Origin of the sequence: Anaerocolumna sp. MB42-C2 (assembly GCF_030913705.1) — a bacterium.
GTDB lineage: Bacteria > Bacillota > Clostridia > Lachnospirales > Lachnospiraceae > Anaerocolumna.
The window spans coordinates 5,864,288-5,880,385 of record NZ_CP133190.1 but is presented as its reverse complement, the minus strand read 5'-3'; the positions used below and the strand labels follow the sequence as shown (position 1 = coordinate 5,880,385).

20 protein-coding genes and 1 other annotated feature are annotated in these 16,098 nt (G+C 33.2%); of the genes, 1 reads left to right on the top strand and 19 read right to left on the bottom strand.

Going from position 1 to position 16,098, the window contains the following annotated elements; genetic code table 11:
* Positions 1 to 10 precede the first annotated feature (10 nt).
* From RBU59_RS25990 to RBU59_RS25950, 9 genes are all read right to left on the bottom strand, one after another.
* Complete coding sequence (locus tag RBU59_RS25990) at positions 11 to 796, bottom strand: class I SAM-dependent methyltransferase (protein WP_308145379.1); 786 nt, start codon at positions 794 to 796, stop codon at positions 11 to 13.
* An 84-nt stretch (positions 797 to 880) separates the two neighbouring features.
* Positions 881 to 1,393, bottom strand: a complete 513-nt coding sequence (locus RBU59_RS25985; RefSeq protein WP_308145378.1) for a GNAT family N-acetyltransferase — start codon at positions 1,391 to 1,393, stop codon at positions 881 to 883.
* Between the two features lie 231 nt (positions 1,394 to 1,624).
* Positions 1,625 to 1,954 carry an inorganic diphosphatase gene (locus tag RBU59_RS25980; protein WP_308145377.1) on the bottom strand — a complete coding sequence of 110 codons (330 nt, stop codon included), beginning with the start codon at positions 1,952 to 1,954 and terminating at the stop codon, positions 1,625 to 1,627.
* A 32-nt stretch (positions 1,955 to 1,986) separates the two neighbouring features.
* Complete coding sequence (locus RBU59_RS25975) at positions 1,987 to 2,979, bottom strand: helix-turn-helix domain-containing protein (protein ID WP_308145376.1); 993 nt, start codon at positions 2,977 to 2,979, stop codon at positions 1,987 to 1,989.
* Between the two features lie 382 nt (positions 2,980 to 3,361).
* A complete protein-coding gene (locus tag RBU59_RS25970) occupies positions 3,362 to 3,835 on the bottom strand; it encodes an NUDIX hydrolase (RefSeq protein WP_308145375.1) in 474 nt (157 codons plus the stop codon).
* Positions 3,836 to 3,913: 78 nt separating this feature from the next.
* Complete coding sequence (locus RBU59_RS25965) at positions 3,914 to 4,864, bottom strand: GNAT family N-acetyltransferase (RefSeq protein ID WP_308145374.1); 951 nt, start codon at positions 4,862 to 4,864, stop codon at positions 3,914 to 3,916.
* Between the two features lie 212 nt (positions 4,865 to 5,076).
* On the bottom strand, positions 5,077 to 6,303 hold the full coding sequence (locus RBU59_RS25960; protein WP_308145373.1) for a UDPGP type 1 family protein: 1,227 nt from the start codon (positions 6,301 to 6,303) through the stop codon (positions 5,077 to 5,079).
* 133 nt (positions 6,304 to 6,436) lie between these two features.
* Positions 6,437 to 6,964 (bottom strand): GNAT family N-acetyltransferase, encoded by a 528-nt coding sequence (locus RBU59_RS25955; protein WP_308145372.1) that lies wholly within the window; start codon positions 6,962 to 6,964, stop codon positions 6,437 to 6,439.
* Positions 6,965 to 7,382: 418 nt separating this feature from the next.
* Positions 7,383 to 7,796: a GNAT family N-acetyltransferase gene (locus RBU59_RS25950; RefSeq protein WP_308145371.1), complete on the bottom strand. Its 414-nt coding sequence runs from the start codon at positions 7,794 to 7,796 to the stop codon at positions 7,383 to 7,385.
* A gap of 61 nt (positions 7,797 to 7,857) precedes the next feature.
* Positions 7,858 to 8,111 (bottom strand) — a binding site (T-box leader).
* A 199-nt stretch (positions 8,112 to 8,310) separates the two neighbouring features.
* On the opposite strand from RBU59_RS25950, the gene RBU59_RS25945 reads away from it, so the two are divergent.
* Positions 8,311 to 9,678, top strand: coding sequence for an ISNCY family transposase (locus tag RBU59_RS25945; protein ID WP_308143379.1), 1,368 nt, complete (start codon positions 8,311 to 8,313; stop codon positions 9,676 to 9,678).
* 170 nt (positions 9,679 to 9,848) lie between these two features.
* Here RBU59_RS25945 and RBU59_RS25940 read toward each other — a convergent pair whose 3' ends face one another.
* The 10 genes from RBU59_RS25940 to RBU59_RS25895 form a co-directional block, all read right to left on the bottom strand.
* A complete protein-coding gene (locus RBU59_RS25940; protein WP_308145370.1) occupies positions 9,849 to 10,562 on the bottom strand; it encodes a GNAT family N-acetyltransferase in 714 nt (237 codons plus the stop codon).
* 157 nt (positions 10,563 to 10,719) lie between these two features.
* Positions 10,720 to 11,256 (bottom strand): Rab family GTPase, encoded by a 537-nt coding sequence (locus RBU59_RS25935; RefSeq protein ID WP_308145369.1) that lies wholly within the window; start codon positions 11,254 to 11,256, stop codon positions 10,720 to 10,722.
* A gap of 66 nt (positions 11,257 to 11,322) precedes the next feature.
* On the bottom strand, positions 11,323 to 11,823 hold the full coding sequence (locus tag RBU59_RS25930; RefSeq protein ID WP_308148643.1) for a flavin reductase family protein: 501 nt from the start codon (positions 11,821 to 11,823) through the stop codon (positions 11,323 to 11,325).
* Positions 11,824 to 11,965: 142 nt separating this feature from the next.
* Positions 11,966 to 12,418: a pyridoxamine 5'-phosphate oxidase family protein gene (locus tag RBU59_RS25925; RefSeq protein ID WP_308145368.1), complete on the bottom strand. Its 453-nt coding sequence runs from the start codon at positions 12,416 to 12,418 to the stop codon at positions 11,966 to 11,968.
* 94 nt (positions 12,419 to 12,512) lie between these two features.
* Entirely contained in the window at positions 12,513 to 12,707 is a 195-nt protein-coding gene (locus tag RBU59_RS25920; protein WP_308145367.1) for a DUF6199 family natural product biosynthesis protein, read from the bottom strand.
* Positions 12,708 to 12,827: 120 nt separating this feature from the next.
* The gene (locus RBU59_RS25915; RefSeq protein WP_308145366.1) at positions 12,828 to 13,253 is read right to left on the bottom strand and encodes a VOC family protein; all 426 of its coding nucleotides are present in this window, start codon (positions 13,251 to 13,253) and stop codon (positions 12,828 to 12,830) included.
* Between the two features lie 69 nt (positions 13,254 to 13,322).
* Positions 13,323 to 13,670 (bottom strand): VOC family protein, encoded by a 348-nt coding sequence (locus RBU59_RS25910; protein ID WP_308145365.1) that lies wholly within the window; start codon positions 13,668 to 13,670, stop codon positions 13,323 to 13,325.
* A 186-nt stretch (positions 13,671 to 13,856) separates the two neighbouring features.
* A complete protein-coding gene (locus RBU59_RS25905) occupies positions 13,857 to 14,633 on the bottom strand; it encodes a zf-HC2 domain-containing protein (RefSeq protein ID WP_308145364.1) in 777 nt (258 codons plus the stop codon).
* Complete coding sequence (locus RBU59_RS25900; RefSeq protein WP_308145363.1) at positions 14,626 to 15,114, bottom strand: RNA polymerase sigma factor; 489 nt, start codon at positions 15,112 to 15,114, stop codon at positions 14,626 to 14,628. The genes RBU59_RS25905 and RBU59_RS25900 overlap by 8 nt, the downstream gene beginning before the upstream one ends.
* A gap of 381 nt (positions 15,115 to 15,495) precedes the next feature.
* Positions 15,496 to 16,041: a GNAT family N-acetyltransferase gene (locus tag RBU59_RS25895; RefSeq protein WP_308145362.1), complete on the bottom strand. Its 546-nt coding sequence runs from the start codon at positions 16,039 to 16,041 to the stop codon at positions 15,496 to 15,498.
* Positions 16,042 to 16,098 lie beyond the last annotated feature (57 nt).

Genomic DNA, 16,098 nt, shown 5'->3' with positions numbered 1-16,098 from the left:
TTTTGTCAGCTCATTTTTTAGCTGCCAAATACAGAACACATAGATACGGGCGAATAATTCTTCCATTAAACTTATTGGCATGTTCCATAATTTCTGCATGGGCTTCTTCTTTTACTTCATCCGGTAATTGTAAAAACCGGTTTCCGGTTAGTACAAATCCATAATATTCCTCAGCAGTGTATTCCTGTACCCATAAGTGCTTATATACTGCTGGGGTTTCAAACAATCCGCTATCCTCTATTCCTTTTACTATGGATTGTATTCGATTTACAGACTCTTCTTCACTTACAAAATCGGCGAAACCACCATACTTCTTTGATAATTTAAGTAAGTTCTTATCAGCTTCATTATCATATGTAATGTACATATTCCAAAAGGGAGCTAAATAACCATTGTCTTTTAACATCTCTGCACATCTTTGGTAACCAATCGGCTGAGGCAGCCAATGAAATGATTGCGCTGCAAAGATAACGTCATATTTTTCATTACCTTTCTCTAATTCTTCAAATCTACCGCATTCAAAACTTATGTTTGGATAATCACGAAACTTAATCCTACCATTCTTCACCAGATTTTCACCTGGCTCAACACATCTGATAGTAAACCCATAATTTTTCAAATACTCAGTTGCTTTCCCGCTGCCTGCCCCTATTTCCAAAATTTTTGAATCTTTTATTAATCCTGTGTTAATTACCATAGCTTCAATAATTTCATTCGGATAACCCGGTCTGAATTTATCATAATATTCTGCAGCCTTATCAAACATTTCACTTTCCTTTTTTGAATCAAACTCCATAATTTCCCTCCGTTCTTCCTTATTAATAATGTTTAATTTTATAATTGCTTCAGAAAATTCATATCAAATAATTTTATCATTGACTCATTTATTCGTATTTAATTCTTTAAAATATCTAAGGATATAAACATCCGTACCCTCTTCCAGTTTTCTTGTTTTATCCGAAGCAAATCCAAAAAGTTCGTAAAACCTTCTAGCTTTTAAATTCTCCTCCAATACCCATAAGAATATATTCTTGGCACCTATTGCTTCTGCCTGACTTAAAAGTGTTTTCATCATTTTAGTACCAATACCATTGCCTTGAAAAAAAGGATCTACGTAAAACTCGTATAATCTAATGCTTTCGGGGTAATTACTGTCTGCAGACTTGCCCCAATTCATCATTCCCTTAACAATGCCATCATCATAAACATAAATATTATCAAGCATCTCTTCCCGCTTTTGATAATCTAAAGCGAGACTTAATACCTGCATCTCATTAAACGAAACATAATCATTTTTAAAAATAGAACGATATGACGTTCTTTTTGCGAATATCAATATTTCTGCCAATCTGGAAGCATCTTCTCTTGCTGCTTTTCTTATTATGTGCTCCATACACTCTCCTAAATAGTAATTTTATTCTGGTATATGCGACTTTTCATAAATATTTCTTATGAGGATTCGAGTGTCAAAAGGTCTCTCAACTTGTATTTTATGAATATCGGCGTGTAGATATTCGATTTTGTCGGATTATTTCGTCCTCGACCGGTCAAAGACAGTAATTGTTATATTCTTTCGCTATATATTTTTGTTACTCTATCGCAGTTCAGCAGCCCATCCACACTATTACGGTGACATTCTTATCTCTGTATCAAAGTATTGCTCTTGAAAATAGACTTGTTTCATTATCTCCTTTTCGGTATAGGACATATCAGCAGGCGCAACAACCCATTTTTCTTCTATACCATCCTTTCGATGTATGATTGCTATAACCTTGCCGGTAAACGTTTCTACCGGTTCAGTTATACCTAAAATGTAAGCATCCTGTTCTTCCCCGTCAGGTGACATAATTTCTCTTATATATCCGTAATTTATTGGATAATATAAATCCGGATGCTCGGGATGATATGTTCCCATCGCTCTATCGACAGTTACAGTTACGGTCTTTCCAATCATATACTCTCCTTAACTCCCTGGTACAGGGTACGTTATTCGTATTCGTTACCTACTCGTTTTATAGGCATAAATAGTTTGAAACCATGAAATCCGCCCTCTCCAACTTTGGTTATATGCTCTTCAAGCCATTGATGTTCACCATATTTATACTGCTGATTTTGTGATAACCAATAATGTAATGACTTCCACACTTCATCAAGATTCGAACCCGGACCATAGGTCGCCTTTGCGGTTGCATATAAGCCGCCCTCATAATTTTTAATAATAATGTCCCTGTTTTGCGTTTCATTTATCGGACTTTCGGATAGATTGGTAAGCATTGCCCATGCTTCATATCCAAATTCATCTTCGTTCATTGGAAAGGGATTTACAAATCCGAAATATCTTGTATTTGGTGGTAAATGAAGATTATTATCAATCATGTAATGCGCTATTTTTAGTGTTGCAGGCAGTTTTTTTACCGAACCAAATTGTTTCTGATACTCATAAGACATTTGCCATCTAATCAGTCGTCCCCATGCTTTTGAGACCATTCTTTCCGATTCTTGTCTGTTTTTCGTTAGTTTTATATTGTTAATATAGGAATGATAAGATGCGACCTTCATTGGCGGCAAGTTCTCAATTAATACCGAAATTGGTATCAAATCTTCCAAAAAACTATTTGTTAGAACAAATGGCTTATATAATTCATCCAGCATCCCGGTTTCCCGGTATTTCCGTGGCGAAACACCGAAATATCCTGTAAACGCCCGATTAAATGTCTGCTGGGAACTGAAATTATAATCGATTGCTATATCTACAATCTTTTTTTGAGTATTTATCAATTCTTCTGCCGCGCAAGACAACTTTCTTTTTCTAATATAAGATGAGATTGGTTCTCCTACAATATCCATAAATATACGATGAAAATGAGGATAGGAATAATATGTATTAACAAGAACATCCTCAACAGACACTTTATGGGTTAAATGAGCTTCAATATACGCAATGCATTGTTCCACCTTTACTAAATAATCTGTTTTCAATTTGCTGCCCTCCTGTTTGTCATTTCTTTATAAGTAGGTTATTGCGAAATAATACACTAGATACGAATACTGGAGCTTCGCAATTACCTGATTTTATTATAAATGTTTCAATAAAAAAATCTTTGCTCTATCTATCTTAATAGCAACAACGATCACAATTCATTGAAATTACCTGGAGTAATGAGCGATGGCAGCTAATAGACCGGATCTTGGAAATAATCTTTATCATTTTTTGCTTTCACCATCATAATAACCCACTTCACAATTATCATAAAAAAGCAGGTGATATTGTAGTATTAAAATCTATGTACTTTAAATGTCTCGTTCTGATGCATTTATTATTTTATGGGTGCCTCTTTCGTTGGGAGGACAAACAATAAAATCACCCGCTTTCAGATATCTTTTCTAAGCTTAACGCCCTGCGATAAATTTTTATGCAATCCTTATATTCTTTTTCCATTTTCTCGGGTAAACAGTTAATATCATAAAATTGTAAACTTTTACTTTCATTCATATCAGGTATTAATTCACCGGTGTATTCGTTGGTTGTATAAACCGCTGTTACAGAATACAGTTCATCTCCGTTAGGATTTTTATAAAAATAGTCAGGGCCGGATAATACATCGAGTAAAACTAAGTTATTAATTCGCAGTCCGGTTTCTTCCAACACTTCCCTTTTTGCAGTATCTGTAAACGACTCGCCTAAATCCATTAACCCTCCCGGCAAACCCCAAAAGTTATTCTCTCGTTCCTGCAGTAATATTTCACCGTTGCCATTTATTATGATTACAACAGCACCCGGCAGGATTAACGGCCTATGTCCGACAAACTTACGTAATTCTTTATAATACTCCAAACTTTTGTCACCCTCCCTCCAGATTTTTAAATGTAGTTTTTATCATCGGGTTATCCCTTCATCTATTCTTTATACTTTTTACACTTTATCCAATATTCTATTATCAACTTTACGTACTAAAGAGTAACAAACAGGTTTAAAGTATTTCAACCAAAAATATCTACCGCTGTCATTTTGAGACTCAAAAACTACGGCACATCGCTTATAGCCTTTTAATAAAGCATCTTCCAATACTTTTTGAAGTAATGCTTTTGTAAAACCCTGCCCCCTATAACTTTCGCTTGTATATGTAACACCAATACTAACAGTATCATCATCGGATAAGATTTGTGCATCATTAGATTGCTTATAACTAACTTCCATGATTGCAATAATATTATTTTTACTTAAACAAAGCCATAAATTATTATCAGGATTTAACAACCACTGATTTATATCCTCTGCATTTTTAACCTGAATTAATGGTAAATAAATAGGTGAAGAAGCCATATAAGTTTTATATTCAAAATATAAATGTGCCACCTCTTCTGTGTCTTCTTTCTTAAATTTTCTGATTTCTATTTCATTATTAAAATTTCCTGATAATAAATTCAAATCCCGTACAGCATCAACTACATGTAATCCAAAGCCATTCCAAAACCAGCTATTCATTGCTTCATCATCATGTGCCATTATTGTTATCGCATGGTTAAGGCACCCATCTTGAACCCATAAATCAGAGGCTTCTTCATATAACTTTTGATATATTTCAAGTCTGTCTTTATACCTAACGGCATGTGACCATTCAGGACAATAAATACCGCGTTGAGACCCTTTGAAATTAGAAATAGGAAGTCCGGTTAGATATCCAATTACTTCACTGTTCTCAACAGCAACTACCCCGATGGATTCTTTAGAAAAATCTTGAAGTAACGTAAATATATTATTATTATCTTCATATTTTACGGGTAGTATATTCTGATTTTCCCGTGCTTTTTTATAACTTTTTGTGAAAAGATCAGCCGCCTGTTCCAGATAATTTTCGTTCAATTTAACTATTTTTATACAAATCCTCTCCCTTTATTAAAATGATTTTAGTCGTTATTAGATAACCTATATCTAGTCTATATTTCCATATACAGGAAATCAAGATAAATATGATAAAACAGAGAAAAGGATTTCAAAAATTTATATTAAATAGGCCTAGTAACGTTGTAATTAGGACAAAGAATAATCATAATTATATTTATAACTAAAATTTTTCACAAAATATACCCTTGGTTAATTAGAAGCTGCCTTGCAGTACTAATTGAATCAACACCGGCAGCATTCTTGATAGGTGCAAATTCATTTTCTCGAATCACTTCAAACGGAAGACAGTTATCAAAAAGATGAACCATATCTAAAACAAGCTCTTCGAATTTATATCCATTCGGTTCATCAGGTTCAATATAGTTACCATCCGCAGACAGATAAGGAATCTTTTTCTCAGCCACATGAATAGGTAAATCATATTTAATCATATCTTCCAGTTTATCTAAACGAAATAAATAATTTAATATAACTCCAAAGGCATAACTTAATTCACCGTTATCTTTTCTTGCATGAATCATTTCATCAGTCATTTCGTAATATTCTACAATGGATGGTCTTCCGTTTTCTAAACATAACACACCCACTCGTTCATTAGGATCAGTCTTTCTTACTACTTTGGCACCGCACACATGATTTGTGCTGATTGTGGCTCCTATGAAATAGGGGTCAGCGATTTTTTGGAGAACATTATCAACAGCAAACACATTAATCCACTCTATTTTACGACGGTGTAAATCATCCAGTAAATTTGCCTTTACCATTGATGAAAACCAGCCACCATTACCATTTGGAGAAAGGGAAAGCTGTCCGGGAGCTTCTAACAGCAAATGCCCCTCATAATCTACTGCTGGTGTCTCATCCTGTATATAAAAAGTTATAAATTCTTTCGGATAACCAAAAAAGTCATGTAGTTTCAGAAAAGCTATCGTCTGATCGTTATTCTTATTGCTCGTCATAATATATAATGGAATCCAGGTATCAGCTGCTCTGGCCACATCTAAAATATTTTTAAAAAGTAGTTCAAATATGTAAATTTCCTTTGAGAGGCCGATATTTACCATTCCTTTTGGTCCCTCACAGCCCAAACGTGTACCTTGCCCTCCGGCTAACAGAACAGCTGCTGCTTTGCCCTCTTGAATGGTCTTAATACCTATATCATAATATAATTTTTTATTTGACTCAATTTGTTCAATTCTCATTCCATCAAGAGGTTCGTAGATACTGCTTTTTTGCTGTTTTTTTTCTTTATTTATGAGATTAATCAGTTTCCAATCTACCTTTTCTATTTGAGCAGCCAAACTATCCTTATCCTTTTGAGGTAATTTGTCATAATAAGATAATAGATGTTCCTGATTATGTTTTTTAAGTAAGATTGCTAATTCGACTCTATCCACGACTTTCTCCTTTTATAATTCGTAATCCTCTTTCAGGTTAATTAATATAGTGCTTTTTACCATTTATAATTTTAATTATGTGCACAGAATTAAACATATTATTTTCGTAATCTGATTTTATTTCAAAATACGTTTATTCACTAGCATTAATGTATCCCTTATAGAATTTTGCTTTAAATGTCTGTGTTCCATCAAATTTGCTGCATTCACCATAATGATCGAATTTCAACCCGCACTTCTCCATTACTCTGCCGGATGCTGTATTATCTACAACATGATTTGCGCTAAAACATCTGGCATTCAGTGATTCATAAGCAAATCTGATCATCGCTTTCGCTGCTTCTGTTCCATAACCGCGATTCCAATGGTCAAACCGAATATTATATCCGAAATCCCAAGCTTCCTCTTCAGTGTTGTATCCAATATCACCGCTCCCAATAAGAATATTATTATCTTTTAAAACAAATCCAAAATTATAGGTATTCTCATTTTTTACTACTGTAGATAGCCATTTTGTAACATCCTCAATTGATGTATAGGTGTTATATGGCATATATTTCGTAACTCTCTCATCACTGACCCATTTAAATACTGCATCTGCATCTTCTATTGTCAGAGCTCTTAATATTAATCGTTCGGTTTCTAAAATTGGAATATTCATACATAACCTCCTAACAAACTGCAGCTGATGTGCTTATTATTATATCTCATATGAATAGAATAATAAACTAAATTTTCCATTTAGTTTCAATAGCATACTGGAGTAAAGTATCAAGGATCTAAAAAATTCGCTAACCCTTGAAATAACTAGGATTAGCGAATTAAATTGATAAGTGTGAAAAAGAATTTTGAAAAGACCAAAATTCTTTCGAAGAATTCCAAAATGAAATTCATAATTGTTAAGACGTTTTATCTTAACAATTTGGAATTCTCATTTTGAACTTCTCCATCCATTATTTGAGATGCCGCTTTGCGGCATCATGTATTATCTTTCATATCTTTCATTATCTATAATTTATTTCTATAATTTTTTCATTAATTTTTGCATTCTCTATAATTTTTACATATCTCTACTTATTTCAATACTTTTTATAGTGATACCCCATTTTAAAATAAAATTCACATGCAGTTATTGATGACGAAATTTCTATTTTTTTAGCACGTAAAAATAATTCATCATGTTCCAAGTTTTCGATTATTACTTTACCAATTCCATTTTTTCGAAGTTCCGGTTTTACAAAAATGGTTAATAGAACACTTTCATCTATACTTCCCCAATTATTAGATATTGCTCCGCAGCCAACAATCTCCTTATCACTGTAACAAACATACATGTGAGAATATTCGGCAATTGTCCTTACTTTTTCTTCGTTAAAAAGTCTGGCATTTAACTCTTCTTTTGAATAGTTTTTAATATTAACTTCAAAAAAATTTCGATTTATTATTTCGGCAACATATTGTGCATCACTATTTTCAAATCTTCTTATTAACATTATTTAGACCTCCAATTTACCAATAATGAATAATAAAAAAACTACCCTCCTTTGCTTATATTTCAAGGACGATAGCTAATCTGCTTCGTGATACCACCTTAATTTATCTACATCTCACAATATAGACCTCTTCAAGTACGGAATTAACTTCGATACTCTGGTGCTGTAATGGGCACTCCCATCGTAGCCTATACAATAACTGTAGTCGGTACGCGGCTCCAAGACCATTTTGGGCAATGTATTCTGTGCTTTCTCTCACCATAAAAGCTCTCTGTAACATATTCCATTGCTTACTTTTCTTTTCATTGCTTTTATTATCTGTTTTTATTAAAATACTACATTTTAATAATAAAGTCAAGAGCCGGAAATATAAATTGTATTATATATATGATTCATTTATGATAATGTCTTAGTGTACCACAAATGATTATGTCCCAATTAGTCGTTCATATATTATAATAGAACCTCATGACTTAGAAATGAGGTGGACACAATCAGAAAGGTATTACTAACAATGGACGAAAACCAAAAGTACGAGGTCATTAAAAAACTCGTAGACACAAATGGTAATAAGAAAACAGCTGCTCTTAAAATAGGTTGTTCAGATCGACACATCAATCGCTTAATAAAGGGCTATCAAGAACAAGGTAAGTCTTTCTTTATTCATGGTAACCGAGGGCGACAGCCGGCCATTACTCTTCCTACAGATACAAAACAGTTAATCTTGGACTTATATCGTACCAAGTACAGTGACTGCAATCTGACCCATTACTCTGAACTTCTCAAAGAAAAAGAACATATCAGTGTATCTGTCAGTGCCATTACTTCTATTCTTAGAAAGGAATACATCCTTTCTCCTAAAGCAAACCGTTCTTCCAAGAAAGCGGTAAAAAAAGCACTAAAGGCTATTCAATCAAAGACTAAGTCTAAAAAGAAAGCAGCTATTATTCAAAGTTCCATCATGGATCTGGAGGATTCGCATCCTAGGCATCCTAGATGCGCGTATTTCGGTGAAATGCTTCAAATGGATGCGTCCCTACACCTTTGGTTTGGGCAATTCAAAACACAACTCCACATCGCCGTTGATGATGCCACAGGGCAGATTGTTGGCGCCTACTTTGATGAACAAGAAACATTAAATGGCTATTATCATGTTCTCTATCAGGTTCTTAGTAATTATGGCATTCCATATCAATTTTTTACTGACAACCGAACTGTATTTGAGTATAAAAAGAAGCATGAAACCTCTTTAGAGAAAGATACCTTTACTCAGTTTGGTTATGCCTGCAAACAATTAGGAATCGACATTCGTACTTCCAGCGTTGCACAAGCAAAAGGGCGGGTTGAAAGAATGTTTGGCACTCTTCAATCCCGCCTTCCTGTTGAACTCCGACTTGCGAATGTAACCAGCATTCAGCAAGCCAATCAATTTCTCCACACCTATATAAAGAAATTTAATAAGCAGTTCGCTTTACCTATTGATAGTATCAAATCTGTGTTCGAAATGCAACCAGATAGTGATAAAATCAATCTGACGTTGGCGGTATTATCTTCTAGAAAGATAGATAACGGAAGTTGCCTGAAATATCAAAATGAATACTATCTTCCTGTAAACAGTCAAGGAATCGCTGTACACCATCGTAAGGGCACCACAGCAATGGTAATTAGATCATTCAATGGTGAACTTTTTAGTTGTATTGGTGAGCAGGTTTATGCACTTGAGTTACTTCCGGAACACAAGCTTTCTTCAAAAGCATTTGATTTAGCGACCATTCCGGAATTACCAAAAAAGAAATACATACCTCCTATGAACCATCCTTGGAAGCAGGCATCATTTGAAAAGTACGCTAAAAGTCAATTACATAGAAAAGATGTAGCTTAACTGATATTTCGAAGTCTGTAGGTTTATTAAGGTTATCCAAATACCGACTGAGCTATGGATTTTCTCCTAAAGTACTATTTAAAACTAAGCACCAGAAATCTGGTGCTTATGTTTAAACTTTTTGAGGACATTTTCAAAAACGGTTGACAGAGCCGGAAATATAAATTGTATTATATATCAAACCAATAAACTGTATTTTCATTCATTTTCTTAAACCCTAATTTTATGGCCATATTATATGAATTTAGATTTGATTCAACACAATCCCATTGCGGAGTATACTTGCTCCTTAAGCACTCCGCTATAAAATTTACCGCCATGGCATAAGCTAATCCCTTTCTCCTATGCTCTACCTCTGTTTCAATGTCTATCGGTATTATATTATGAAAGCTTGCCGTACCAACCATAACTGCAATAATTCTATTATCGAAAATAGTACAATACGCAATACTTTTATTTTCAAATTCTTCAAATGAATACCAAGATTCCAGCAACCTATTTTTTAGGAAATTTTCATTTTCATAGTTACCATCAGATAACATCTTCCAAAATAAAGAGTCTACTTTTAATATTTTATATTCCTTTGGAATATCCTGGTTGTTTGCAGGTAATGTATTAATCCTGAAAGAAAATTCCTTTTCGGTTTGAATTGTTTTATCTTTAAATATTTCTAAAATATATTTTCGAATATTTTCACTCTCAACTGAAAATTCAAAACACGGATACCCCTTTTTCTTTAACTCATTAAATAATTCAGCTTCTATAAAATCTTTTAATTTTAAAAATTCTCCTTCGGTATTATATATACCAAGGAATGCAAAACTCCCTACTGCATAGGATTCAGCTATTGCTATTGTTGGTACTTCAAGATTATTTACCCACAAATTTCCTTAACATTCTTGACTTATAATACCAGAAAAACTTGGACATTTATCATTTATTATATTTGATGTATTTTTTATCTTAATATTTTGATAAACCTTTATCATATAAAATCTCCATTAGGTTTGGGGCTTTCGTTTCATTCTTCGTAGGGGAGGTTTAGATTATTTTTTCATCAAATATATTCTGTACATCCTCCACTATTTTTTTTATTTCATAAGCCGTTTCTTTCAATGTCATATTAGTTGTATTAATGCTGGCAAAGGGGTAGTTATCGTATATCATTCTTGTATTTTTGATTGCTCTTTCAATTCTTGCCTCATCTCTATTGTCACATTTCATTCGCTTAATATTTTCACCCAGATCACAAGTTAATATAATAGGTATAAAATCAAATTTAATATTCAACGATCTTAATTCTTTCATAATTTCCGTAAAGTTAGCTTTTCTATGAGCATGAAAACCATATGCCCAGACGATACTTTCATATAAAGAGCTTTCCAAATATTTCGTTAGCATGAATTGCATAAATTGCTTTCCAATATCTATCCCTTCCGTATCCAGAAAGGGGTTTCTTAATGCACATAAATCACTATCTACAAATGCAGAATGATCTATATAACGGATAAGCTCTCTGCCGGTTGTCGATTTACCTACCCCATTAGGTCCGCAAATAAAAATCAGTTTTTTAGCCAATACAATATCTCTCCTGGTATTATTTTGTTCTATACAGTTTATCTTTCCGTTGGTTTTATTAAAAACCTAATCTTTTTTAAGGTAATCACCGATTTTTCCTAAATTTTTACCTATGGAATGATACTGTCCTGAATATACCACCGGGTCAAAAACTGTCAAATCGATTCCGTCAGTAATATCTATATCTCTGTCAATTTGAACATTTTTAATATCACAGAAAAAAGTGTCAGAATCTCCTGTTTGCACAATTGTTTTTACCTCGCATTCATATACCCATTTACTTAAGTCAAGTGTAGGTACATGTAAGACTTCACCATTACTATAGTCATATGTCAGCTTATCTTTTGCTCCGTTATTACCGGAATTGCTTCCGAAATAATCCATTAAATACAGCATGTTTGTACTCACCAGATTAGCTGATAGTTGTTTCGTTTTAGCTGCATTTCGTTTCGTTTTTTTTGTACCAAACATACTAATTACAAGCATATAGTGGTCAGTATCCCAAGTAACGCTTAGCCAGGTTATTGGCGCAAAATTAACATTGCCCGCTTCATCATAAGTGCCAATTAAAAAGCTCTATAAGTAAAGGTACCTTCAACTGCATTTATGTGTAAGTCATCGTTTTTTCTTTCATTTTCCTCCATGATTATGCTCCTCATTAGCGTAAAAACTTTTGGGTTCATGAACTCTATAGCGCTTATTGGAAACGTTAATTTAGTTCTCTACGATAAGCTCGTTTATTCTTCATTTCTAAGACATCCTCACATGGTTTACCCATAAACTTAAAAAGTGATATCTTCACTGGATGTGCAATAATCAGTAAATCATTAGGATTTTCCGGATATATTTCGCCTAGATAAGGGAATTTTTTAGGATACTCTTTTAGAAATAAAGAATGACCTTTTGGATGACCAAAAAGTTCAGCAACTGCTTCAATTTTTAAATTGCCAATTGCCAATGCTACATAAGGATTCTGCTCTATTTGTTCAACTTTTTCGCTATTCCTGCTTGTTGAAAATAAAATTGTCAAACCATCATTAATATGATTTATTATTCGCGCTGTAACATGGTTATTTGCACACGTTGCAAGGACAATATTTTCCTGGGACTTAAGTATTTCTTCAATTTCGTTTGATAATGCTATAAAATTTAGTTCCTCCATTTCTTACCACCCTTTAGATTAAATTATAATATTTCCCTGATTCAAGCCACACCATTATATTCCTATTAGTTAAATATTTAATAATCCCTTTATTTTACATCTGTAAAATGGCAAATATGCCGCCTATAACTAATATACAACCGGCTATTCGTATCAGTATAATATACAGATCCGTTGGTTCTGCAAATGTTTTTAATTTCCATGATTCTGCAATTCTCCAAACTGACTTAGGCTTTACTAGCATTAACGCACCTATTACAAATAAAAATATTCCCAACATAACTTCCATTTTATTTCCTCCTTATTTACTCAACTTAACACTTTCAAATTCAATAAAAAGATGCCTCATACGTTAACTAATTAAGTTAAGCTGTGATGCATCTTTTTACAGAAAATATATGGTTTAATATCAGCATTCCGTTTGCTCTGTCATTAATCCCCAGCGGAAACCAAATTTATCAATAAAAACAACTTCACAGGAGCTATATGTGGTACTATGTATCGGATATATAGTAGTACTCCCCTCCTTTAAAGTTTCATATGCATTTTTTACCTCGGTACTAGTATCAAACGTAACAGTCAGTGATAATGAAGTGCTTTTTACCAAATCAACATCCATATTATCACACATCATAATTCTCTGATTACCTATCAAAAGCTCTGAATGGTAGATATACTTAGACTTTATAGAATCTAATTCTTTATCCCAATCTCTTTTATCAGCGTCAGAATATCTTACCAGACAATTCAGTTTGGCATTAAAGGCTTTTTGGTATAAATTAATAGCTTCTTCACAACGGCCATTGAAATTAAAATTCGGCGTGATTAATATCATTCTTTTTTCTCCATTTATCTTACAAGTTCCAAGGGATGTCATTAACATCATTAATTAGTGTACAATTATTTACTTTATAAAACTTCGTAAGTAAATTATATTATTATCAGGGTCATAAAAGCTCATGTTTCTGACACCCCACGGACGTGTTGTCGGTTTTTCGATTATTTCTACACCTAATTTCATAAGCTTATTATATTCTTCATCAATATCTGCAACTGTAAATGCGAGGCATATATTCTGATTATCGTTCCTCTTTACTGAATTATCATTGTATATTGTCAGCATAGTTTCTTCAGCGATTAATGTCTGATGTACCTCATCATTACTTCCATTATCAATCCCTAGAAAAGTTTTGTAAAAATCCGCAAGCTTAACAACATCGTTCGATAATAATCCTACTTCACCAATTTTCATATACTCCTCCGATTTACTAATTATTAGAAAATTATGGATGTCCCTTTTATCAGATTATACTTAGATTGGAATAATAAGTCAATACCCAGTTGGAAGAATATAACATCTGCCAACTGGTACTGGTACTGGTACTGGTAGAACATAATATCAACACCAAAATAATTATTTTATTATCATTTTTTCTGCTTAATGCAATCTATTTCTATTTTTTCGGATAGTACCAATAATAAAAAAGAGGAGCGCACAAGCTGCATAAGAAATAGAATCAATCCACTCATATCCTGAGGTATATACCTGCTTTACCGATATCTGCTGCGCTATAGAATCGGTGAGAACCGAGCCAAAAATTGTCATAATTAATAGTACTCCAAGAACATTCCAAATGTTCAATTTTATAATTTTTTTAATCAGTACTGTAATCCATAAAATAGCCAGCCATATAACCGTAATCGGAAGAGCATATCTACTGAACCAAGAGACAGGCTCAGTCATATAATTTATGTTAATTACATACTCAATACCATGAAGCATGGGCAATACCAAGATACTCCCTACTGCAAACGCTTTGATACCTTTTTGCTTTTTGCTCATTACAGCTGTCAGACCAACAGAATAAGAATACAATATTCCCATATCTACTATCAGCGACCAGCTAAGCCTCTTATTTACCGCTAAATCTACAATAAAAGTAACTATAATCCCAATTATACCAAAAGACAGCAAAGCTCCCTTTAATAAATACATCATTTTTGTTTTGCTTAAATATTGTTTAAAGCTTTGATTTTTAGCTTTTGTGTCCTGCTCTATCTCCACCTGCTCCATCATTTCATCACGTTCTTTGGAACAAACGCTGCAAGTTTTTAAGTGATTTTCTATAATATTATTTGTTTCTTCACTGGTAAGCCGGTCTACATAGTTTGGTAATAAATCCTTTATAATACAACATGAAATATCCCTATCCATTTTTATTTTTTCCTTTCACAATTTTTTGTTTTCCTCGATAAAACGTAACTCTTGCCCAGTTTTCCGTTTTACCCATGATATCACCGATTTCAGAAAAGCTCAGTTCTCCTGTGAGTCTTAAATAAACCACTTCTTTTGAAGCCTCATCAAGCGTATGTAACAATTTATAAAGCTCAACTTTATCCATGTTCATAAGGTATTGCTTTTCTAAATTAATATTCGCCTGCGGTTCTTCGATTTCATCCAGCGGAACATATTCTTCTTTTTTCAGTTCCTTATACCACAATCTTTTCGCTATCTGACACAGCCAGACAGAAATTTTGCAATCACCCCTAAAGTTATGAATTCCTTTTGCAGCCTGATAAAAAGTTTCCTGGGTCAATTCTTCTGCCAAATAGACATCATGGGTCAGGCACAATAAATATTTATATACAGCAGATGCATTTTCATTATATACTTCCTCCAAATTCTGCCTATCCATTTTTTCGCCTCCTCAGAATATAAGTGCAGAAAAATTTGTTTTCGTTACAATTATTTTAATTTATTTTATAAAATACACTTAATATGAATTTCCACTCTTTTGTTAATAATCCTATCATTCAATTTTCTGCATCGCTCATTGACTTCTTCCATTGTAACATTTATGTTAATTTCTGCCTATAAATTTATAGGATTACACATTGCATTAAGCGATAAAATCAAAATACTTGTAATAATTTCGTGTTTGGTTAAGCCGTATGAGAAATACCGAATTCACTGGTACTAAAAACTCCGGAAACGAAAAATCGCCAGAAGCCTCCTTAATAAAGTCCTTCTGACGAAATTCTCAAAGCATGAAATGTGTTCCGCACCCAATCCTTGTTTATATATTTTCTGTCAAATCACATTTGAGCATCGCATATACTAATTCATCTTTATATTCTCCATTTACAATCCGTGCTTCTCGTAGATGGCCTTCTTTTTTCATACCAATTCTTTGTAAAACATGTTCACTTTTCATATTATCACTATTAGCAAAAGCAATAAGCTTATGTATCTGTATCTGTTCAAATAAATATATAGCTACTGCTTTTACCGCCTCAGTAGCATATCCATTGTTCCAGAATTCCTTAAGTAATTTATATCCGATTTCCCATTCTTTCATTTCTGCCCAATTGCACTTAATATGAATTTCTCCGGCAAATAAATCCTGCCCATCTATAATACTTAACATTGCAGAACCTGAATTGGGAAAATCACAAGTATCTGTGATATACTTATCAAAAATCCTTTTACTATCTTCTAAAGATAATGGACAACTACTTTCGTATTGATAGCTTTCTAATCTTCCTTCCAAATCAACAAACTTTGTAAAATCATTAATAGTAACACTCCTAACACGTAATCTTTCTGTCTTTATTTCAATCATTTCAACCTCCGTACTTAATAAGTTCTAATAGAATCAAGAAGTTTTATGTACTTCACC

What these genes read in the sequence shown, in the direction of transcription:
- RBU59_RS25990 (WP_308145379.1), bottom strand. Translation starts at nt 796, where the DNA reads ATGGAGTTTGATTCAAAAAAGGAAAGTGAAATGTTTGATAAGGCTGCA.
- RBU59_RS25985 (WP_308145378.1), bottom strand. Translation starts at nt 1,393, where the DNA reads ATGGAGCACATAATAAGAAAAGCAGCAAGAGAAGATGCTTCCAGATTG.
- RBU59_RS25980 (WP_308145377.1), bottom strand. Translation starts at nt 1,954, where the DNA reads ATGATTGGAAAGACCGTAACTGTAACTGTCGATAGAGCGATGGGAACA.
- RBU59_RS25955 (WP_308145372.1), bottom strand. Translation starts at nt 6,964, where the DNA reads ATGAATATTCCAATTTTAGAAACCGAACGATTAATATTAAGAGCTCTG.
- RBU59_RS25950 (WP_308145371.1), bottom strand. Translation starts at nt 7,796, where the DNA reads ATGTTAATAAGAAGATTTGAAAATAGTGATGCACAATATGTTGCCGAA.
- RBU59_RS25945 (WP_308143379.1), top strand. Translation starts at nt 8,311, where the DNA reads ATGGACGAAAACCAAAAGTACGAGGTCATTAAAAAACTCGTAGACACA.
- RBU59_RS25925 (WP_308145368.1), bottom strand. Translation starts at nt 12,418, where the DNA reads ATGGAGGAACTAAATTTTATAGCATTATCAAACGAAATTGAAGAAATA.
- RBU59_RS25920 (WP_308145367.1), bottom strand. Translation starts at nt 12,707, where the DNA reads ATGGAAGTTATGTTGGGAATATTTTTATTTGTAATAGGTGCGTTAATG.
- RBU59_RS25915 (WP_308145366.1), bottom strand. Translation starts at nt 13,253, where the DNA reads ATGATATTAATCACGCCGAATTTTAATTTCAATGGCCGTTGTGAAGAA.
- RBU59_RS25910 (WP_308145365.1), bottom strand. Translation starts at nt 13,670, where the DNA reads ATGAAAATTGGTGAAGTAGGATTATTATCGAACGATGTTGTTAAGCTT.
- RBU59_RS25905 (WP_308145364.1), bottom strand. Translation starts at nt 14,633, where the DNA reads ATGGATAGGGATATTTCATGTTGTATTATAAAGGATTTATTACCAAAC.
- RBU59_RS25900 (WP_308145363.1), bottom strand. Translation starts at nt 15,114, where the DNA reads ATGGATAGGCAGAATTTGGAGGAAGTATATAATGAAAATGCATCTGCT.
- RBU59_RS25895 (WP_308145362.1), bottom strand. Translation starts at nt 16,041, where the DNA reads ATGATTGAAATAAAGACAGAAAGATTACGTGTTAGGAGTGTTACTATT.